This is a genomic window from Nonomuraea sp. H19, from assembly GCF_052068215.1.
Classification (GTDB): domain Bacteria; phylum Actinomycetota; class Actinomycetes; order Streptosporangiales; family Streptosporangiaceae; genus Nonomuraea.
Window position 1 is genome coordinate 65,608 of sequence record NZ_JBQHCV010000023.1, and the last position, 20,364, is coordinate 85,971.

14 protein-coding genes and 1 pseudogene are annotated in these 20,364 nt (G+C 70.7%); 6 read left to right on the forward strand and 9 right to left on the reverse strand.

Going from position 1 to position 20,364, the window contains the following annotated elements:
• Positions 1-104: 104 nt before the first annotated feature.
• Entirely contained in the window at positions 105-419 is a 315-nt protein-coding gene (locus ACTMTI_RS39895; RefSeq protein ID WP_441125966.1) for a hypothetical protein, read from the reverse strand.
• A 284-nt stretch (positions 420-703) separates the two neighbouring features.
• Here ACTMTI_RS39895 and ACTMTI_RS39900 point away from each other — a divergent pair, with 284 nt between their 5' ends.
• Positions 704-1,138 carry a hypothetical protein gene (locus tag ACTMTI_RS39900; protein ID WP_441126105.1) on the forward strand — a complete coding sequence of 145 codons (435 nt, stop codon included), beginning with the start codon at positions 704-706 and terminating at the stop codon, positions 1,136-1,138.
• Positions 1,139-1,152: 14 nt separating this feature from the next.
• On the opposite strand, the pseudogene ACTMTI_RS39905 reads toward ACTMTI_RS39900, so the two are convergent.
• From ACTMTI_RS39905 to ACTMTI_RS39915, 3 genes and pseudogenes are all read right to left on the reverse strand, one after another.
• Positions 1,153-1,275, reverse strand: a pseudogene (locus ACTMTI_RS39905) (DUF3040 domain-containing protein); the annotation flags it as partial.
• Between the two features lie 41 nt (positions 1,276-1,316).
• A complete protein-coding gene (gene ctaD, locus ACTMTI_RS39910) occupies positions 1,317-2,987 on the reverse strand; it encodes an aa3-type cytochrome oxidase subunit I (RefSeq protein WP_441126103.1) in 1,671 nt (556 codons plus the stop codon).
• Positions 2,988-3,243: 256 nt separating this feature from the next.
• A complete protein-coding gene (locus ACTMTI_RS39915; protein WP_441125967.1) occupies positions 3,244-3,846 on the reverse strand; it encodes a TetR/AcrR family transcriptional regulator in 603 nt (200 codons plus the stop codon).
• Between the two features lie 103 nt (positions 3,847-3,949).
• On the opposite strand from ACTMTI_RS39915, the gene ACTMTI_RS39920 reads away from it, so the two are divergent.
• The 4 genes from ACTMTI_RS39920 to ACTMTI_RS39935 all read left to right on the forward strand — a co-directional run bounded on the left by ACTMTI_RS39920 (position 3,950) and on the right by ACTMTI_RS39935 (position 11,425).
• Complete coding sequence (locus tag ACTMTI_RS39920) at positions 3,950-4,900, forward strand: NAD-dependent epimerase/dehydratase family protein (protein WP_441125968.1); 951 nt, start codon at positions 3,950-3,952, stop codon at positions 4,898-4,900.
• A gap of 382 nt (positions 4,901-5,282) precedes the next feature.
• On the forward strand, positions 5,283-7,685 hold the full coding sequence (locus ACTMTI_RS39925) for a GTPase-associated protein 1-related protein (protein WP_441125969.1): 2,403 nt from the start codon (positions 5,283-5,285) through the stop codon (positions 7,683-7,685).
• A gap of 100 nt (positions 7,686-7,785) precedes the next feature.
• Positions 7,786-9,342, forward strand: a complete 1,557-nt coding sequence (locus ACTMTI_RS39930; RefSeq protein WP_441125970.1) for an Hsp70 family protein — start codon at positions 7,786-7,788, stop codon at positions 9,340-9,342.
• An 88-nt stretch (positions 9,343-9,430) separates the two neighbouring features.
• Positions 9,431-11,425, forward strand: a complete 1,995-nt coding sequence (locus tag ACTMTI_RS39935; protein ID WP_441125971.1) for a hypothetical protein — start codon at positions 9,431-9,433, stop codon at positions 11,423-11,425.
• Positions 11,426-11,430: 5 nt separating this feature from the next.
• Here ACTMTI_RS39935 and ACTMTI_RS39940 read toward each other — a convergent pair whose 3' ends face one another.
• Positions 11,431-13,029 (reverse strand): SLC13 family permease, encoded by a 1,599-nt coding sequence (locus ACTMTI_RS39940; RefSeq protein ID WP_441125972.1) that lies wholly within the window; start codon positions 13,027-13,029, stop codon positions 11,431-11,433.
• A 120-nt stretch (positions 13,030-13,149) separates the two neighbouring features.
• On the opposite strand from ACTMTI_RS39940, the gene ACTMTI_RS39945 reads away from it, so the two are divergent.
• Complete coding sequence (locus ACTMTI_RS39945) at positions 13,150-14,193, forward strand: tartrate dehydrogenase (RefSeq protein ID WP_441125973.1); 1,044 nt, start codon at positions 13,150-13,152, stop codon at positions 14,191-14,193.
• Positions 14,194-14,245: 52 nt separating this feature from the next.
• Here ACTMTI_RS39945 and ACTMTI_RS39950 read toward each other — a convergent pair whose 3' ends face one another.
• The 4 genes from ACTMTI_RS39950 to ACTMTI_RS39965 form a co-directional block, all read right to left on the reverse strand.
• Positions 14,246-15,337, reverse strand: a complete 1,092-nt coding sequence (locus ACTMTI_RS39950; protein WP_441125974.1) for a CU044_5270 family protein — start codon at positions 15,335-15,337, stop codon at positions 14,246-14,248.
• Entirely contained in the window at positions 15,330-15,836 is a 507-nt protein-coding gene (locus tag ACTMTI_RS39955; protein WP_441125975.1) for an RNA polymerase sigma factor, read from the reverse strand. The genes ACTMTI_RS39950 and ACTMTI_RS39955 overlap by 8 nt, the downstream gene beginning before the upstream one ends.
• Before the next feature lie 181 nt (positions 15,837-16,017).
• Entirely contained in the window at positions 16,018-16,449 is a 432-nt protein-coding gene (locus ACTMTI_RS39960) for a VOC family protein (protein ID WP_441125976.1), read from the reverse strand.
• A 185-nt stretch (positions 16,450-16,634) separates the two neighbouring features.
• Positions 16,635-20,318 carry an nSTAND1 domain-containing NTPase gene (locus tag ACTMTI_RS39965; protein ID WP_441125977.1) on the reverse strand — a complete coding sequence of 1,228 codons (3,684 nt, stop codon included), beginning with the start codon at positions 20,316-20,318 and terminating at the stop codon, positions 16,635-16,637.
• Positions 20,319-20,364: the final 46 nt, after the last annotated feature.

The following is a 20,364-nucleotide window of genomic DNA, read 5'->3' on the forward strand; positions in this document are numbered from 1 at the left end:
GGCCAGGCGGCGGCGCCGGCTCGCTCAGGCGCCTACGTGACGGGGACGTCCGCCGAGCCCGGCTTTACTGCGGCAATCCACTTATTCGATGGGTACGGTTCCGATCAGTACTGCCAGATGGCGTTGTGACGATGGCGCGCCGGGTGCACTTCGAGCTCATCTATTGCCTCGACCGCCAGCCGACCGCCGACTGTGGCGTTGGCCCTTTGGCGGATCGCTTCGAGCGCCAGACGCAGGCGTTGCCGCGCTTGGCGCTCCTGAGTGTCGGCCCATTGCGATACTGAGCGGTCTCGAGGATCGGCCCTGGCCCAGGAGTAGACGTCGACCTTGTGGTGGACGGTGATCGGGTGTGGCCGGCGACCGGCCTGCCGCCCCTGCTTCAGGCATGCGGCGCTGTAACGCAGATCGACCAGCGTCACCGATCGCCAAGGGTCGCCGGACATGCCGCCGATGTCGGAACGCGAGCGGGAAATGTGATGAGCAGTGCGGGACATCAGGCTCCCTGGTAGCACCGCCAGGTATCTCCTGGCGCACTACCTGAAGCCGGTCGGTCCCGCTGATCGCTCCTGATCCATGGCGGGACCATAGCATCGCGGGCGGCGAGATAGGCCAACGGCGGATCGGCGATTCGGGGCGCAAGGAGCCCGCGAAACAGGGAAAATACGCTCCGCGAAACAGGGAAAACCGAGCTAGGGGCGTTGACGTGCGCGCCCTCGTCCACTCCCACGCCCAGGCGATCCACCAGCTCGCCGCCCAGCCACCCGGTGACCGCGCCCAGGAGAACCCCGGCGAAGCTCAGTACGAGGGCAGGGACGGTGGGAACCCAGCCGGTGGTAGCTGTCGGAGCTCTCCATTGCCCTCTCGCGTCACGATCGTCGGCGCGTGGGGCCACGCCGGCGCCACGCCCGGTATCGGGTCAGGTGGCAAAGGCAGGGAAGGTGATGTGCTCCGGCGCTCGGATATCGATGGGGGTGAGAGCGGGAAGCGGTCGGCACTGCCGCTCGTCAAACGTACGGGTGACGGTGATGGCGGGGAGGTGCTGCGGCCGCTGCCGGCGGTGAGTGTGATCAATACCGACAGCAGAGTGAAGATGATCACGGTGAGGAGAAGGCAGACGATCTCCCGCCGGCTCACGTAGCAGGCAGAGCGCTGCGGGCCCTTCCGGAGTGGCGCGGCGTTCAGCGCGTCGATGCGGCGGGCGAAGGCGCGGTCGTGCCAGCGGAGATTCTGCTCGATGTCGGCGAGAAGCCGGCGCTCCCGATCGGACAGGCTCATCGCTCAGCGACGCGACAGCGCCCAGGTAAGGCTGCGGCGTGTCATGGCTTGTTCTCCTCCTGTGCGGGCTCCTCATCGGCTTGAACGCCATGGGGTGTGTGCGGATGGTGCAGGTCGAAGGCCGGCCGTTCGGAGCGGATGGGCGGGATGTTGTGGAAGTTGTGCCGTGGCGGCGGGCAGGAGGTGGCCCATTCCAGTGAGTTGCCGAACCCCCACGGGTCGTCCAGGGTGACGCGGGGCGCGTGGCGGGCGGTGCGCCAGACGTTGTAGAGGAACGGCAGCGTCGAGGCACCCAGGATGAACGCGCCGATCGAGGAGACCAGGTGCAGGTCCGTGAAACCGTCGGCGGCGCTGTAGTCGGCGTACCGGCGTGGCATGCCGGCCACGCCCAGCCAGTGCTGCACCAGGAACGTGGTGTGGAAGCCGATGAACAACATCCAGAAGTGGATCTTGCCGAGGCGGTCGTCGAGCATCCTGCCGGTCATCTTCGGCCACCAGAAGTAGAACCCGGCGAACATGGCGAACACCACGGTGCCGAAGACCACGTAGTGGAAGTGCGCCACGACGAAATAGGTGTCGGTGGTGTGGAAGTCCAGCGGCGGCGACGCCAGGATCATCCCCGTCAGTCCGCCCAGCAGGAAGGTGATGAGGAAGCCCACGGAGAACAGCATCGGCGACTCGAACGTCAGATGTCCTCGCCACATGGTGCCGGTCCAGTTGAAGAACTTCACCCCGGTCGGCACCGCGATGAGGAACGTCATGAAGGAGAAGAACGGCAGCAGCACCTGCCCGGTCGGGAACATGTGGTGTGCCCACACGGCCATCGACAGGCCGGAGATGGAGATCGTCGCGCCGACCAGGCCGACGTAGCCGAAGATCGGCTTGCGGCTGAACACCGGGATGACCTCGGTGATGATCCCGAAGAACGGCAGCGCGATGATGTAGACCTCGGGGTGGCCGAAGAACCAGAACAGGTGCTGCCAGAGCATGGGCCCGCCGTTGTCGGCGTCGTAGACGTGGGTGCCGAGCTTGCGGTCGGCCTCCAGCGCGAGCAGCGCGGCGGCCAGCACCGGGAAGGCCATCAGGACGAGCATGCTGGTCAGCAGCACGTTCCAGGTGAAGATCGGCATGCGGAACATCGTCATGCCGGGCGCCCGCATGCAGACGATGGTGGTGAAGAAGTTGACCGCGCCCAAGATCGTGCCGAGGCCGGCCAGCGCCAGCCCCATGATCCACAGATCGCCGCCCACGGTCTGGCTGTACGTGAAGTCCGACAGCGGCGTGTAGGCGAACCAGCCGAAGTCCGCGGCCCCGTCACTGGTGAAGAAACCGCTGACGACGATCAGCCCGCCGAACAGGAACAGCCAGAAGCTGACCGCGTTCAGCCGCGGGAAGGCCACGTCCGGCGCGCCGATCTGCAACGGCATGACCACGTTGGCGAACCCGGCGAACAGCGGAGTGGCGAACAGCAGCATCATGATGGTGCCATGCATGGTGAACAGCTGGTTGTACTGCTCGTTGCTGGTCACCTGCAAACCCGGCTGGATCAATTCAGCACGGATGATCAGCGCCATGATGCCGGCCAGGGCGAAGAAGACGAACGAGGCGATCAGGTACATGTAACCGATGACCTTGTGATCGGTCGATGACAGCCAGGCGGCGATCACCGTCCCCTTGGGCCGGACGCTGACCGGCGCCAGCGGTGAGGTCAGCGGTTCGCTGCCAGGCTTGAAGGCGGTCACATCACCCTCCCTCTGATCAAGCGCACCAACGAGAGGACGGCGCACGCCGTCTGTCGCGGCTTCGACAAGACGCATCGCTGGCCGCTACTGCCCTGAACTGCGCGTTTGCGCCTCTACCCGGCGCTTCTCCCTCAACTCTCCGCATTTACCAACAATGGGCTGTTCTTGAAATGGTCTGAGCCGTTTCGACGTGTTGCCGCGGATCGGCGCCGTGCCCGTCCCAGCGTCACGGCACCGGGGTGCGGTGGCCGCGGAAGGTGGCCTCCAAGGCGATGCGCCAATGGCGGTCGGCCTGATCGCCGCTGCCCAGGGAGCCCTGTAGTTCCAGGCTTGCCAGTCCGTGCACCAGGGCGTTGAGGTGGACCGCGACATCGTGGGGGTCGGATGGGGCAAACCGCCCCGTGTCGATGCACCGGGCGACGGCGCGGACCAGGGTGTCGAACGTTCCCTGGATTTGCGCCAGGGCCGCGTCGTCGGGCCGGAAGTCCGCGATGGGCCGTCCGAACATCAGCTCGTACAGGTGAGGGTTGGCCAGGGCGGCGGCCCGATAGGCGTGTCCGAGGGCCATCAGATCGGCCTCCGGGTCGCCATCGCGCGGCACCGTGGCGAACTTCTGGGCGAGCCGGGCGAACCCTTCCAGGAACATCGCGCGCAGCAGGCCGGCCTTGTCGCCGAAGAGGTTGTACACGGCCTTCGTGGACGTACCGACCTCCTGGGCCACTCGTCTGGTGCTCAGCGCCTGCGGGCCTTCCTGGGCGAGCAGTCGCCCGGCGGCGTCCAGGAGGTCTCGGCGCAGCTCGTCGTAATCGCGTGTGCGGGGGCGGGCCATTTGACAATCATACCGCAACGCTGTTTCATAACACTGTTGCCAAACAAAATCTCTCCCCGCGGCCGACCATGAGCCCCAGGGAGAACCACTTCGGGAGGCCCTTGTGTCCGCTGTATCAGACCTGCACGTCGTCCTCGGCGCCGCAGGTGCCGTCGGCAGCTCCGTGGTCCGCGAGCTCGTCTCCCGGGGACACCGCGTCCGCGCGGTCAACCGCAGCGGCCGGGTCCCGGCGCTGCCCGGTGTCGAGGTCCACCAGGGGGACATCACCACAACCGCCGGCGCCAAAGCCGCCTGTTACGGCGCCCACGTCGTCTACCACTGTGCCGCCCCGGCCTACGACCGATGGGTGCAGGAGTTCCCCCGGATGACCGACGCGGTGCGCGAGGGTGCGGCCGCCTCGGGCGCCAAACTGGTCTTCGCCGACAACCTGTACATGTACGGCCCCGTCAACAGGCCCATGACCGAGGACATGCCCTACGCCGCCCGCAATCCCATGGGCCGGGTCCGCGCCGAGATGGCCGAGGCACTCCTGGCGGCACACCGCTCCGGCGAGCTGCGCGTCGCCATCGGCAGAGCCTCCGACTACTACGGTCCCGGCGGTATCAACACCACTGTCGGCACGACGGTGTTCGCCGCCGCGCTCGCCGGGAAGGTCGCCCGCTGGGTCGGGCTCCTCGACCAGCCCCACACACTCAGCTACCTGCCCGACATCGCCAAGGGGCTCGTGACACTCGGCGACGACGCACGGGCGGACGGCCAGGCGTGGCACCTTCCGACGGCACCGGCCGTGACGGGCAGGCAGTTCCTCGACCTGGTGTTCGCCGAACTGGGCCACCCCGGCAAAACGGCAGCCGTCGGGCGCCCCATGCAACGCCTCATCGGACTGGTGAATCCCGTCGTCCGCGCCCTCGGCGAGACCTGGTACCAGCGCGATCGCCCCTTTGTAGCCGACACCTCGAAGTTCACGCACACCTTCGGCCCGTTCGCCGCGACCCCGCATACCGACGCCATCGCCGCCACCCTCGACTGGTGCCGCGCGAACCCCACGCCGTAACCTGCGGCGACCCCAGGGCGGTGCGCTGGCGGGTCGGCGATGCGACTTCGGCCCGGCCACTCTGCGCACCTACGGCGAGCAGTACAGCCGTCCGGTGGACGCGGGCCTGCTGGAGCGTGGAGCGGCATGGGTGGCCGCCCGCCTCGGGCCGCATCCGACGCGTATGCGGAGCCGAGTGGTACATGGTCGTTACCCGGGTCTATTCAGACCAATGGCGGAGTTCGCCATGAACTTCGGGCGGCCCTGGTGTTCAATGTGTTACTCCTCACGCACGACGGCTTGCGTTCCGTAACGATGCCGGCCTGGCGTGCGGTATCCCAGTGACGCATCTGGAGGTGGCTGCTGAGCCGGCTGTACGCCCTCCCGCCGACGAAGGGGTGACATGGACTTCCACCAGCTCTACTACACCTCGTGCCGGACAGGGCTGCCGGGTTCAGCCGGCTCCCGGTTCAACGCGGTGACCCCTGGGGTGCCGGCGGAGGTCATGAGTGCGGTGGAGGCGCTCAGCTCGTACGAGCCGCCCAGCACACCGGGGCACTCGCCGGCGCCCGCGCAGATCGAGGGCTGCCCGGTCAACCTGTGCTTCGTGCCCGGGCCGCGGCCGATCGTGGCCTGCACCGGCCACTCCGGGTTCGCGCACGCGCTCGTGCCGGTCCACGGCGGCTCCTGGCCGGGACCGCCGCCGATCGCGCTGTGGCGGGCGGGGGTGTGGGCGCGGGAGGTGGTGGCCGAACCCGAGCTGCCGCTGGTACGGGGGCCGCTGCCTTGGGGGCCGTTGCGGCGGGACGTGGTCGACGACTTCCTGGACGAGGTCGCGGGGCGCGCGATGCTGCCTGCGCTGTTGGCGGCGGCCGAGCGGGCGGTGCTGGATCGGGAGCGGGCGGTCGTGATCCTCGCCGCCGATGCCGACGAGGTGGCGCGGTGGATCGCCGCGGTGTCCTTCCTGCTGCCGCCGCCGCTGGTGGGACGGATGTCGTTCGCGACCTACCAGTTCCGGCCGTCCGGCAGCCGCCACCACCTGATCGGCACGCTGCCCGGGGCGGAGATCGTCGCCGACGAGCGGGCGTTCCAGGCGTTCTACCTGTTCGACTTCACCGCCGGGGCTTGTTCTGAGGTCGAGGTGGGGCCGGTGGCCCAGCTGTTGGCGGCGGCAGGGGCGGTGGCGGCCGAGTCCCTGTGGCGGCAGGCGGTCGCGCTGGGGGTGGGGCGGGAGGTGCGGCTGGCCGACTGGTACGCGCCGGTGGTCGCGGCGGCGCTGCTGGACGGGGGTGTGGGTGTCGGGCCTGCGGATCTGGACGCCGTTTGCGGCTGGCTGGGCGAGCACGCGGTACGCCTCGGAGGTGACGCGGTGGGGCGGATCGGCGCCGCCGCCCTCGAACACGACGCGGTGTCGGCTGCGCACTTGGCCGGGCTCGCCGATGCGGCGGCGGCCGGCGGGCTCGCCGAACTGCTCGCTCTGACCGAGCAACGCCTGCTCGCGACCCAGATCGCGGATGCGCTCGCAGGGGAAAGGGGCGCGACCCCAGGGACTGCGCGGGCGCTGCGGTCGGTGCGGGCGCGGGAGTCGGCGCGGCAGCGGTACGATCGCGCGCTGGCCGGGGCCGATGCGGCTGCCGTGGTGCGGCTGTTGGACCTGGCCGCGGCGCACGAGGTCCGTCCCGATGCGCGGGTGCTGCGGGACTGCGGGCTGCGCGCGATCGGACCTGAGCTGCTTCGGTCACCACCGCGACCCGGGACGTACGAGGCCGTGAAGCGCTGGCCCGACCTGCGGGCGGGCGTGCTGGAATGCCTCGATCGCGCGGCGGCCGGCGGGACGGCACTCTACGCGGTGTTCGAGGCCGGCCTGGACGCGGTCGTGCCCGGCGCGGAGCTGGCTGCGTCGCCCGCGCTGCACGAGGCCGCATTGATCGCCCACGCCCGCAGGCACCCCGAACGGCGGGTGGACACGGCGTTGTCGGTGCTGGCCGCCCGCGGGCTCGACGAGGCGTTGTTGCGCACGCTCTGGCCGGACGGCTGGTCGCTGAGCGACGCGCGGGCCATGCTGATGCGCCTGCCGGCGGAGGCGCTCGGCGATCCGGTGCTCGCCGGCTGGGTGGCGCCGCTGCTGGACGCGCCCTTCCCCGGGCCGGCGCAGAACGGCGGCCGGCGTCAGCTGGAGTCCTACGGCGCGCTCTGCGACCTTCTGACGTCGCTGCCGCTGGCCGGGATGCTGCCGATCGAGCTGCGGGACCGGCTCCGGGCGATGGCGCGGATCCGGCAGGCCGAGCGGCAATTCGTCAAGGCGGGCGACAACGAGAAGGAGTGCCTCGCGGCGGGCGACGCGCTCCTGGCCGCGTACGACACTCCCGGTACGGCCGCGTACCACGAGCCCGGCATGGCGGTGATCAGGAGCTATCTGCGCATCAGGCTGGTGACGCTGCTGGCCGCGCTGCCGCCGGACCGGCCGCTGGCCATGCTGCTCGCGCGGATGCCCAGCGAGATCAGGGAAGACTACCTGGCCGGGATGCGACGGGGCCTCGAAGGGGAGCAGGCGATCGGCGTCGCCGTGACGGCGTTCGTCACGCTGGGCGTCGCGCTGCGGCACCAGCGGACCGAGTCCGTCGCCGACGCCATAGAAGGCTTACTGCTACGGCGGTTGCCTGACTGGCGCAGGCGCGACCTCAACGCGGTGGAACGCGAGCTGCGCCGCAGCTCCAACCGGATCGCCGACGACTTCAAACGCTGGCGGCAGCGGCACTGCAGGTCCCGGCCGCGCTGGCTGCCGAGCTGGCCGGTCCACAGCTGAGCGAGGAAACACACGATGTCCGGAGGGCCCGCGTGCACCAGCGGCTGGAGCCGATGACGGCCGACGTCGTGGGCGGCATTCACCTACCAAGGGAGCTGATGTGACGGCGTTCGGAATCGATCTCGGCACGACCAAATCGTGCATCGCGTACGTTGACGACGCGGGACACCCCGTGGTCATACGCACCGCCCCCTCGGTCGTGTACTTCGAACGCAAGGACAGCGTCGTGGTCGGCGCCGCCGCCAAGAACGCCGCCCTGCTGGCCCCCGACCTGGCGGTTCAGCTCGTCAAGCGGCAGATGGGCCGCAAGGACGCCGACTACGCCTTCCACGGCACGAGATACACCCCCGAGTCCATCTCCGCGCTCATCCTCAAAGAACTGGCCGCCGCGGCCGAGCGGCGGCTCGGCCACCCGGTACGCGATGTGGTGATCACGGTGCCCGCGTACTTCGGCGTGGCCGAGCGGCAGGCCACCCGCCAGGCGGCCGAGATCGCCGGGCTGAACGCGCTGGACGTCCTCGCCGAGCCGGTCGCCGCCGCGCTCTCGGGGCCTCCGGCGGAGGGCGTACGCCATCTGCTGGTCTACGACCTGGGCGGGGGCACGTTCGACATCTCGGTGATCCGGGTGGACGGCGTCGACGCGAGCGTGATCTGCACCGACGGCGACCACAGGCTCGGGGGCGCGGACTGGGACGCGAGGATCAGGGCGTACCTGCTGGAGGCGTTCGCCGAGCAGCATCCGGGCCTGGTTCCCACTGCCGACGAGGTGTTCATGCAGGACCTGTGGATCAAGGCCGAGCAGCTCAAGGAGGAGCTGAGCAGCGCACCGACCCGAGACAAGGACCTCCGCTTCGCCGGGGCCGTCGCCCGCGTGGAGCTGACCCGGCGGCGGCTGGAGGAGCTGACCGCCGACCTGCTGGACCGCACCATGAAGATCACCCAGGAGACGGTCGAGCGGGCCCGGAGGCACGGGGTCACCGAGTTCGACGAAGTGGTGCTGGTGGGCGGGATGACGCGGCTGCCTGCCGTCGCGGCCCGGCTGGAGGAGCTGCTGGGCAGGACGCCGCGACACCACGAGCCGGATCTGGCGGTGGTGCGCGGGGCGGCGATGTTCGCACTGGCCAGGCAGAGCCGGCAGGCCGATCGGCTGGGCATCACCGCGGCCGAGGCCGAGTCCATGCGGTCGCGGCGGGTGACCACCGTGATCCCGCGTGGCTTCGGGGTCAGAGTGCTGGACCACAACGATCCTCTGGCGCGGACCGATCCGATGCGGGCGCGTACGTACGTCATCCACCTGCTGCCCGCCGGCACGCGGCTGCCCGCGGACAGCGGGCCGGTCACGTTCACCACAGTGCTGGATGATCAGCCGGTCATCGAGGTGGAGGTGTGGGAGCAGAGCGGGCGGGACAGCTCGGAGGAGCTGGCCGACAACACGCTGATCGGCCGCGGCAAGCTCCGCGACCTGCCGCCCGAGCTGCCGAAGGGGACGCCGATCCACATCACGTTCTTCATGGGCGAGACGGGGCTGCTCACCGTCCATGCGGTGGAGCCGGTGTCGGGGCGGGAGCTCCGCTTCGACCTCCAGATCGGCGGCCTGGACCAGGCGGCGGTCGACAAGGCCAAGACGGCGGTGGCGCGCCACGACATCAGCTCCTGAAGTGCGGGCGGGGCAATGGAACGACATCCGGATCACGCCCCGCGGCCACTAATGTTGTGTGTCATGCCCCCCACTTCAGACGGAGCGGATGATGCGGACCTTCTTCGACCCTGACGAGGATGAGGAGTTCGAGGCGGCCAAGGACCTGCTGATCCGCCGCTGTCTCGCCTGGGCCGACGACCGCGGGCTCCACGCCGACTCCTCGGTGCTGGAGGCTGCCCTGGACGCGCGCCACCGCAGCACGGACGGGCGGCTGGCGTTCTGGAACGCCGAGCAGGTGGGCCGATTGCTGGGGGAATGGATCCCTCGCTACGTCGTCGCGCCCCGGGAGGTGCTCGAGGCCGCGCCGGAAACCCTGCTGACGCTGCTGCGCTACCTCGACGCGACAGGGCTGCGTGATCCGCGCGGCGCCACGCCGGCCGAGCTGGAGCCGGCCGTCGAGGAGGCGGCGAAGGAATACCCGGCGGTGCTGGACGACCCGCTGCGCCTGGGGCTGGCGAAGTTCTGGGCGCAGGTGGCGCTCGACAACGGGGTCGATCTCACCGATCAGAAGGCTCTCAACAGGTTCCAGCGCGACATCGACGCGGGGCGGGTGGCGTACGACGCCGGCCTGCTCGAAAAGATCGCGGAGGCGCGATTCCTCGACCCCGGGCTCGGCGAGGAGCGGGCGTTCCCCCAGCCTCCCGTCGCCCTCCCGCCCGCGCCGGAGCTCGCCGCCGCCGCGGCGCGAAGCGAGACCGTACGGCGGCTGACGGCACTGGCGGACTGGGCGGGGAAGGACGGACGGCCGCTCACCACCGCCGGGAACCTCCGCCTCGCCGACGCCCGCGAGCTGGCCGAGCTCCTCGGCACCGGCGAGCAGGACCTCAAGGTCCGCAGCGCCGCGGAGCTGCCCAAGCTAAACTTCCTGCTCGAATGGGCGAAGAACCTCCGCATCGTCCGCGCGCACAAAGGCCGCCTGGTCCGCGTGGCCAAGGCCGCACCCCTCCTGCGCGATCCGGAGCACCTGTGGTCGCGGGCCTTCGAGGCCTTCTTCGACCTGGGCCTGGAGACGACCGCGTCGGGGTGGAGCAACGCGTCGATGCTGGTGGAGGAGTTCGACGCGGCCATGCCGGACGTGCTGAACAGCGTGTACGGCCTGCCCGGCAGGGTCCCCCTCGCCCGGCTCCAGGAATCGGTCTGGCTGGCCTGCCAGCAGAACTTCCAGATAGACGACGATGACGCCCGGCACGACCTGTGGCGTAAGGAGGTCGACCGGGACCTGATCGCGGCGCTGGAGGCGCTGGCCGAGCTGGGCGCCGTGGAGCTGGCGCACGGCCTGGCCGACGAGCTCTACTCCAGCGACCTCGACGACGACGAGCAGGTGTTGCCGCCGCCGGCGCGGGACCGCCTGCGTGCCCGCCTCGCCGAGCCGGGCCTGCTCGTGAGCCTGACGCCGCTGGGCGTGCGCGGCATGCGGGAGTGGATGGTCGCGGAGGGCCGGGACGCACCGCTGGTCGGCGAGCTGGCCCAGGCCGCCCCGGGCGAGCTGCTCGGGGTGCTCGCCGAGCACTACACGCCGGACGCGGCCATGATGGAGCTGGACGGCTGGCTGGCCGCGCACGGCGGCGACGTCGAGCCGCTGCTGGAGGCCATCCGCGCCTGCCCGTTCCGCACCCGGGCGGCCGCCATGCTCAACGCCCTGGCGGAGGCGCGGCCCGACGACCAGCTGCTCCTCAGACGGCTGCGCGGGGATCGGGCGCTGGGACCCATCGCCGTGACCGCTCTCATCGAGGAAGGCGCGCTGCAACCTGATGACCTCACGTCGGAGGAGCACCTGCTGCTGATGGCCGAAGGACTGCTCACCCTGCTGGAGCTGGGCGGGCCGGACGAGGTCATGAACCAGGTCACCCAGATCGCGGGACGGGAGGCACCGGAGATCGTCGACGCGGTCGTGCGCTCCGGCCATCCCGCCGAGATCGGCATGGACGAATTGCGCAGGCTGGTGGCCGAGCCGCTACGAGCCCGGACCCACCGCCTGCGCTTCGTGGAGAGCTCGCGGCCGGGCGCTCGCGGCCGCCATGGGAAAAGACGCAGGCGCTGAGCTCGTCACCCGCCGATGCCGGTCATCACGATCAGCAGCGGCAGGACCAGGATGATCAGGATGGCGCCGAGGACGTCGAAGCTGACGCCCGAGCGGATCATCGTGGTGATCGGGACCACGCCGGAGCCGTACGCGATGGCGTTCTGCGGCGTCGAGACCGGCAGCATGAAACCGAACGACGCCGCGAACGTCGCCGCCAGCGCGGGCACGAACGGGTTGATCCCGGCCGCGACCGCGATCGGGATGATGATCGGCACCACGACGGCGGCGGAGGCCGTGTTGCTGGTGGTCTCCGAGACCAGCACGGCCAGCACCACGGCGAAGGCGGTGATGGCGAACACGCTGCTCAGCCCCAGCGCCGAGGCGGCCGAATTCCCGATGGTCTTGGCCAGCCCGGTGTCCTCCAGCAGGGAGCCGAAGATGATGCCGGTGCCGAACAGCACGATCGTGCCCCAGTCGATGCGGGCGGCGTCGCTCCAGTTGAGGGTGAACTCGCGCCTGCCCCAGTCGGTCGGCAGCAGGAACAGCAGGGAGGCGCCGAGCACGGCCACGATGCCCTCGTTGAGCCGGCCGCTGATGGTCGTGTAGAGGGCGGAGTCCGTCCCGGCGAACAGCGCGATCACGCCCGGGAAGATCCAGAGGAACACGGTGATGCCGAAGGCGATGAGGGTGTTCTTCTCCGAGCGCGACAGCGGGCCCAGGGCGGCGCGCTCGGAGCGTACGTACTCCTCGACGCCCTCGATCTTGCGGATCTCCGGCCGGTTGAGCAGCAACAGCACGGCCGCGAGCGCGACGAACATGAGCGCGCAGATCGGCAGCGCGGTGATCATCCACTGGGCGAAGGAGATGCGCTGCCCGGTGGCCTCCTCGATGAGGCCGCGGCCGATCAGGTTGGGCGGGCTGCCGACGGGGGTCAGCAGGCCGCCGACGCTGGCGCCGTAGGCGAGCATCAGGACGAGCGCGGCGCCGACCCGCAGCCGCAGCGGGTTGAAGTCGGCGGCCACCAGCCCGCGGTCCTGCAGCAGCTTGGCGATGACCGCGAGCATGCCGAGCGCCGTGGGCAGCAGCATCGCCACGGTGGCGGTGTTGGAGACGAACGCCGACAGCAGGCACGTGATGGCGCCGAACGCGACGATCAGGCGGAACGTCGAGCGGCCCACGCCGGGCAGCGACAGGATGCGGAAGGCGAACCGGCGCGCCAGGCCGTGCTTGAGCATCGCCTGCGCCAGGATGAACGCCCCGATGAAGGTGAAGATCGTGGAGGAGCCGAACGGGGCGAGCGCGTCCGTCGCGGAGACCACCCCGAGCACCACGATCATGCCGACGCCGATGAGGCCGCCGACGGGGATGGGCACGGGCTCGGTGACCCACAGGACGATGACGCCGAGCAGGATGGCCGCCAGCGTGTGCTGCTTGGCGTCCATGTCGAGGGGCAGCAGGAGGAAGACCACCGTGATCAGCGGCGCGAGCCACATGCCGGTGGTGCGCCTGCCCTTCTCGAATCTCTCCTCGGCCGGCGACAGTTTCTGCTCGCCGAGGCTTCGGTAGGTGGCGTGGCCCAGCAGGGCTTGGTCGACATCGGTTCTCGGGCCGCCGGAGTTCATCAGCTGCTCCTTACGTGTCGGTTACTTGAGTTATAGGCACCTCCCATTGGTGTGATCAATGGATGCCGGAAATTCGCCGGAGATTGGACGCCTGCGGACGTCGCCGATTGAATCAAGAGCATGACGACGCATCACATCGCCGTGATCCCAGGAGACGGCATCGGGCTCGAAGTCACCCCGGCGGCTCTGGAGGTGGCACAGGCGGCGGGCCGGCGGCACGGCTTCGACTTCCGGTTCACCGAGTTCGACTGGTCGTGCGAGCGGTATCGCCGCGAGGGCGCCATGATGCCACCCGACGGCCTGGAGCGGCTGCGCGGCCACGACGCCATCTTCCTCGGCGCAGTTGGCGCGGCCGGCGTGCCCGACCACATCTCGCTCTGGGGCCTGCTCATCCCGATCCGCCGCGCCTTCCGCCAGTACGTGAACCTCCGCCCTGTCCGCCTCTTCGAAGGCATCGAGAGCCCCGTACGCTCGGCGATCGACCTCGTGGTCGTCAGAGAGAACACCGAGGGGGAGTACAGCGAGATCGGCGGCCGGATGAACCGCGGCTTCCCGGAGGAGATGGCGATTCAGGAGGCGGTGTTCACCCGGGCGGGGGTGACGCGCGTGCTCGACTACGCCTTCGAGCTCGCCGGCCGCCGCAGCGGCTATCTGACCTCGGCCACCAAGTCCAACGGGATCGTGCACACGCTGCCGTTCTGGGACGAGCTGGTCAGCGAGCGCGCGGCCGGTCATCCGGGCGTGCGCTGGGACCAGGAGCACATCGACGCGCTCTGCGCGAAGCTGGTGCTGCAGCCGTCGCGGTTCGATGTGATCGTCGGCTCCAACCTGTTCGGCGACATCCTCAGTGACCTGGCCGCCGCGGTCGCGGGCAGCATCGGGATCGCCCCCTCGGCCAACCTCAACCCGGAGCGGGAGTTCCCGTCGATGTTCGAGCCCGTGCACGGCTCCGCACCCGACATCGCCGGCCAGGGCGTGGCCAACCCGATCGGCGCCATCTGGTCGGCCGCCATGATGCTGGAGCACCTCGGGCATGCCGCGGCGGCCGACGAGGGCCTGGCGGCCATCGCGGCCGTCCTGGCCAAGGGCGACGTCCGTACCCGCGACCTCGGCGGCACGGCCGGCACCGAGGAGTTCACCCGCGCGGTGCTCGCAGCCCTTTGAGAAATTCTCGAGAGCATGCCGAGACCCGGCCCCGGCGCCGGCACATGCGGCGTCAGCGGCGGCCGGCCTGGTCCACGAGGGCCGTCTCAAGCACGGCGTCCCAGCCTGTGATCTGGCCCTTCTTCACCGTGAAGAAGTCCTTGTCGTGGTCGCGGACGGCGATGGTGCGGTAGCCCAGGTACGCGTACGTCTTGGGGTCGATGAAGATCTCGTCGCGCAGATAGCCGCTGTGGACCCGGTAGAGGGTAACCCCCTTCCGCCGGGCCAGATCCGAGGCGCGCGCCTCGTACTTGACGCCGGGGATCCGCGCCATCGCCCCGTACATGGCGGCGCGGAGCTTGGCCGGCAGCACCGCGTCGCGCATGCCCTGCGCGATGTACTGGAAGGCCCACATGCGCTTCACTTCGGTGCTCGCCGGGGGCCCGAGGGCCTGCTTGGCCTTGCGCTCGTCACCGAGCCGCTGCTTCAGCCTCTCGTACTGGCTCTCCTGCAGCCTGACCGCCTCCGCCTCGATCTGCTCGTTGACGCGGTCGAGCAGCGCGCCGGGGTCGGTGGGCAGGGACAGCAGGAACGGGTACGCCACCTCGAACTCCGATCCCTTGTAGACCTTCAGCTTGCCGTTCTCGATCGAGGCGAACCGCTTGTCGTCCGCCCGGCGCCACAGCTCGTGAGTCGCCGTCTTCTTGGGGAAGCCGGTCAGCCACTCACCGCCGTCCGTCCGCGTCTCGGCGGTGAGCGACTTGAGGTACGCCCACTGGGTGGGGGCGGGCGTGGTGCCGCCGTCGGCCGCCGCCAGGGCCGCGGCGTTGTCGGCCAGGTCGCGGGCGTTGGCCACCGTGCGCAGCCGCAGCTCCTGCGGTGGCGGCGTGCTCTCCTTCGTGTGCTGAGCCGTCGCCTGGTCGGGAGGCGCGGTCGGCAGCGCGCCATTGCCCACCATGCTCGCCATGAGTATCGCGGCGGCGCCCGCCCCGGCCAGGCCGATTCCCCACAGAGGCCGCACCGGCAGCCGGCGCGCGGCCAGGACTCGTCGTGCGGCGGGCTTGCTCATGTGGGCGGACAGGCGGGTGCGGGCCTGGTCGACGCTGCGCGGAGACGGGTCCGGCAGGGCGTCGTGGCGCTCGCGCAATTGGCGCAGCTCATCCATGGTTCATTGCCTCCTCTGCCGTGGTGCCCAACGTCCTGCGGAGCTTGCGCCTGGCCCGGTTGACGCGGGAGCCGACCGTGCCGATCGGGATGTCGAGGGCGCGTGCCACCTCCGCGTAACTGAGCTGGGCGCACGCGACGAGCAGCAACGCGTCCCGGTCCCCTTTGGGGAGTGCCGCCAGCCCGCGCGCCAGCGCTGGGCTCAGCCGCTCGGCGGAGACCCGATCCGCGACCCGGTCGGCGTGGCTTGCCACCTCCTCCCGGGTCGCCGAACGGCTGAGCGCCCGGTAGAGCCGGATCTCGCCGCGCCGGTGGCGTCCGATCAGGTTGGTGGCGATGCCATAGAGCCAGGCCCGCGCCTCCGGCCAGCTCAGGTCGTAGCGGTCACGCTGGTCGAACGCGGCGAGGAAGGTCTCGGCGGCGACGTCGTCGGCCGCGACCGTCCCCAGCCGGGCCGCCACGTAACGGTGGATCGCGCTGTAGTACCGATCAAAGATCATCGAGAAGGAGTCGGGGTCGTGACGTGACTTCGCGATGATCGATGCGTCGGTCGTTCCTTCAGCCATCCGTAAGGGAGGGGTGTGGGTCGGGGGCATGCATCAGGCGCCTTTCTCGAGAAGCGATCAGCGCTGATTGCCCGCAGCCCGGAATCCTCTTCACACCCGGAGCCCTCGCTCGCGGTCAGGCGGCGAAGACCTGGGAGTCGTCGGCGAACGCCTTGAATTCCAGGGCGTTGCCCGCCGGGTCGAGCAGGAACATCGTCCACTGCTCGCCGGTCTGTCCCTCGAAGCGCACATGGGGCTCGATGACGAACTCGGTGCCCGCCGCACGCAGCCGGTCGGCCAGTTTGCGGAACTCAGGGATCGTCAGGATCAGGCCGAAGTGCGGCACCGGGACGTCGTGGCCGTCGACCGGGTTGTGTATCCGCTGGGCGCGACCCGGTGCCAGGTGCGTGACGAACTGGTGGCCGTGCAGGTTCCAGTCCACCCAGGTGTCCGCACTGCGGCCCTGCTCCAGGCCGAGCACCTCGCCGTAGAAGTGGCGCGCGGCGGCCAGGTCGTCGACCGGCATGGCCAGGTGGAATCGCGGGATAGGGGAATCGAGAACGGTCATGGCATGTGCCCCCTTACTTGTCATGATGTTAACCATCCATATACGACGATGGACGCCCGCGAGACCGCTTCACGCGGGAACCCGAACCCATCTCGGCTGTTCAGGTCGCCAGTTCGTCCCCTCCGATCAAGGGCATCGGGGACGGGGACGAGGACTTGCAGAATGCCGCTCCCAAATCAACCGGCCTAGCAGGGCGGCTCGTACGGCACGCCGGGCAGGTATTCGTCCCACTCGGCCCGCGTGACCGGCGGAAAGGCCAGCGCGCAGATTCGCCGGGCGGCGAGGCCGGGATCGACGGTCCACAGGCGGGCGGTGGAGTCGCTGGATACCGTGGCCAGCGTGCCGCCGTCCGGGCTGAAGGCCACCTTGTTGACCTCCTCCAGGTGCCCGGTGAGCGTGGCCAGCGCCGCCGGCCGGGCCGGGTCGGCGACGTCCCACAGCATCGCGGTCCGGTCGTCGCTGCCGGTGGCCAGCGTGCGGCCGTCCGGGCTGAACGCCACCGACTGCACGCTGTCGGAGTGGTCCCGCAGGATGGCGACCGGGCGGCCGGGGGCGCGCACGTTCCAGAGCCGGGCCGTCCGGTCGCCGCTGCCGCTCGCCAGCAGTGTGCCCGTGCGGTCGAAGGCGAGCGCGTACACCGTGTTGGCGTGACCCTTGACGACGGCCACCGGGGTCAGGCCGGCGGTGCGCCACAGTCTGATGGTCCGGTCACCGCCCCCGGTGGCCAGCAGCCGGCCGTCGGGGCTGAAGGCCACGGCGTTGACGCTGTCTTCGTGTCCCTTGGCGGCGGCTCGCCGTACCGGCCGGCGAGGGTCGGAGATGTCCCAGACCAGCACGTCGAACTCCTCGCCCACCACCGCCAGGCTCCGGCCGTCCGGGCTGATCGCCGCGGCGAAGACGTTGCCGATGTCGGCCGCTATCTCGGCCAGGAGCTTGGGGCCGGCCGGGGCGGAGAGGTCCCACAGGCGTACGGAGCCGTCCAGGTTGCCGGTGGCCAGCAGCGTTCCGTTCCTGGCGAAGGCGACGGTGGTGGTGCCGTTCTCCTGGCCGTCCAGCGTGGCCAGCGGGCGGGGCCGGCCCGACACGTCCCACACCCTGGTCACCGGGTGGCCGGCGGTGGCGAGCAGGCGGCCGTCGCCGCTGTAGGCGAGCGCGTAGACGGTGCCGCGGTGGCCGCCGAGGACGGGCCGGCTCAGGTCCCACAGACGGGCGGTGTCGTCGCCGCCGCCGGTCGCGAGCGTGCGGCCGTCCGGGCTGTAGTGCACGGCGTAGACGGTGCCCGAGTGCCCGGTCATGACGACGGGGTTGGCGCGGAGGTCGGTCAGGTCCCACAGTCGCACCGTGCGGTCGTAGCTGCCGGTGGCCAGGGAGCGGCCGTCAGGGCCGAAGGCGATGGCGACCACGCCGTTCCCGTGCCCGGTGAGCGTGCCCAGAGCCACAGGATGCAGGGGATCGCGCAGGTCCCACAGCCGCACCGTGTTGTCGAAGCCGCCCGTGGCCAGCGTGTCGCCCTTGAAGGCGGCCGACAGCACCGAGGCGGTGTGCCCGCGCAGGTCGGGCAGGCGCTCGGGATCGCGCGGATCGCTGACGTCCCAGAGCATGACATCAGCGGCGAACGTGGTGACCACCAGCGTCCGGCCGCCGGGGCTGTAGGCGACGGCGGACAGTGCCTCCGGCGCGCCTTTGAGTGTGCTCAACAGGTACGGATTGCGCGGATCCGCCACATTCCACAGCTTGGCCGTACGGTCGTAAGAGGCGGTCGCCAGCACCGTGCCGTCCGGGCTGAAAGCCACCCCGATGATGCCCATCGTGTGCCCGGCCAGCGTGCCCAGCGCCACAGGACGCCCGGGATCGCGCACGTCCCAGAGGCGGGCCGTGTTGTCGTTGCCGGCCGTGGCCACCAGTTGCCCGCCCGGGGCGAACGCGGCGGCGGCGATGCCCTTGGCGTCGCCCACGACCGACGACAGCGCGCTCGGCCGCAGCGGGTCGCGTACGTCCCACAGCCGCAGCGTCCCGTCGAGCGCCACCGTGGCCAGCCGACTGCCGTCCGGGCTGAACTCCGTCGCGTAGACGGCGTTGGCATGCGCGGTCAGCACCCTGGCGTAGGGGTTGCCCAGCGTGCTGAGCACCGCGCCGCGCGACTCGGTGGTGGGCGCGAGCCGCTGGGTGGCCAGGGCGAGCTGCGCGGCCAGCGCCGGGTTGCCCGCGCGTAACGCCACCGCCTCGTTGGCGACCTTGCCGGACAACGCCGCGTTGCGCTGGTCGGCGAGGTCGCGCTGCCCGCGTACCACGAGGACCACCGCCGTTGCGGTCAGCAGCAGCAGCGCCGCCAGCACGGCCACGAGCCGGCGCAGCCGCCGGGTGCCGCGCCTTTCCGCTTCGGCCTCCGCCGCCTGGCGCTCGGCGGACGCCTCCAGGAACTGCCTGGCCAGCGGCCCGGGCGCGGCGTACGGCCCGGCGCCGTCGGCCCAGAGGCCGGCCACGGCCAGCCGCGATCCGCGATAGAGCGCGCCCGGGTCGTACCCCTCATCCGCCCATCGCGCCGCGGCGTCGGTCAGGTCGCGGCCGACGACCAGCCCCGCCCTGTCGCTCTCCAGCCAGCCCGCCAGCCGGGGCCAGGCGGTGAGCAGCGCCTCGTGGCTGATCTGCACCGTGTCGAGATCGACGGTGATCAGGCGCTCGGCCACGAAGCGGTCGAGCACCTCCTCGGCCTCCGCCTGGTCGGCCAGGATCTCGGCGATCGTCACGCGCCTGCGGGTGGCGGCGATGTCGGAGGCCACGTGGACGAGCGTCAGGAAAAGCCTCCTGGCCAGCTCCTGCTGCCGCTCGCTCAGGCCCTCGTAGACCTTCTCCGCGCTGTCGGCCACGGCCCTGCCGATGCCGCCGACCTTGCGGTAGTCGCCGATGGTCAGCCGCCTGCCGTGGCTCTCGCGCCACATCGCGTAGAGAGCGTGGGAGACCAGCGGCAGCGTACCGGCCTCGTGCGCCTCGCCGTCGGCGCCGCCGCGCGCCGGGGCGACCTCGTGCAGCAGCAGCTCCACCAGGCCGCTCTCGATCTCGATGCCGGCCTTGCGCGCGGGCTCCACGACGGCGGCGCGCAGGTCGTCCTCGCTCATCGGCCCGACCACGAGCTGGCCTGACCGCATCGCCGCGACCAGCTCGGGGTGACGCATCGCCGGGCCGTAGAAGTCGGCGCGCAGCCCGGCCACGACCACCGCCTCTTCCGCGGCCGCGCTCAGCGCCGCGACGAACCTGCTGCGCTCCTCCTGGTCCTCGCAGACCGTGAAGATCTCCTCGAACTGGTCCACGATCAGCACCTCGGGGCGGGCGGCCCACTGCTCCGCCAGCGCGGCCATCGGGCGGGGCCCGGGAGTGAACACGGCCGTGCGCCGGCCCAGCGCGGGCACCACCCCGGCCCGCAGCAACGACGACTTGCCGGAGCCCGACGCGCCGACCACGAGCTGCAGGCCGCCCAGCTCGGTCAGGCGCGCGAGGAGCTCCCCGGTCAGCGCCTTGCGGCCGAAGAACCACTCGGCGTGCTCGGTCTCGAACGGCGCCAGACCCCGGTACGGCTCCGGCCCCGCCGGGCGCCGGCCGGGCGCACGGCGTACTCGATGCCAGGCGTTGAGCCACTGCTCGACGGCCGCCTCGTCGCTGACCCCGCACACCCGCAGGACCTCGACCAGCAGGTCGCGCGAGGAGAGGGAGGGCAGACCGCGCCCGGCGAACCAGTCGCCCAGCGTGCTGGGCGCGATGCGCGGACCCACCTTGGCCGCCACCTGGCGCACCGACACTCCGGCCGACTCGCGCAGCCGGGTCAATGCCTGGGCGAACTCCTCGCGGGTCGTGATGCGTCCTTGCTCCTGCAACGAGCGCCTCCTCAAGGCCCCGCCCAACAGCTCGCCGTCATGGTAA

What these genes read in the sequence shown, in the direction of transcription:
- ACTMTI_RS39960 (WP_441125976.1), bottom strand. Translation starts at nt 16,449, where the DNA reads ATGACCGTTCTCGATTCCCCTATCCCGCGATTCCACCTGGCCATGCCG.
- ACTMTI_RS39925 (WP_441125969.1), top strand. Translation starts at nt 5,283, where the DNA reads ATGGACTTCCACCAGCTCTACTACACCTCGTGCCGGACAGGGCTGCCG.
- ACTMTI_RS39950 (WP_441125974.1), bottom strand. Translation starts at nt 15,337, where the DNA reads ATGGATGAGCTGCGCCAATTGCGCGAGCGCCACGACGCCCTGCCGGAC.
- ACTMTI_RS39945 (WP_441125973.1), top strand. Translation starts at nt 13,150, where the DNA reads ATGACGACGCATCACATCGCCGTGATCCCAGGAGACGGCATCGGGCTC.
- ACTMTI_RS39940 (WP_441125972.1), bottom strand. Translation starts at nt 13,029, where the DNA reads ATGAACTCCGGCGGCCCGAGAACCGATGTCGACCAAGCCCTGCTGGGC.
- ACTMTI_RS39935 (WP_441125971.1), top strand. Translation starts at nt 9,431, where the DNA reads ATGATGCGGACCTTCTTCGACCCTGACGAGGATGAGGAGTTCGAGGCG.
- ACTMTI_RS39915 (WP_441125967.1), bottom strand. Translation starts at nt 3,846, where the DNA reads ATGGCCCGCCCCCGCACACGCGATTACGACGAGCTGCGCCGAGACCTC.
- ACTMTI_RS39955 (WP_441125975.1), bottom strand. Translation starts at nt 15,836, where the DNA reads ATGATCTTTGATCGGTACTACAGCGCGATCCACCGTTACGTGGCGGCC.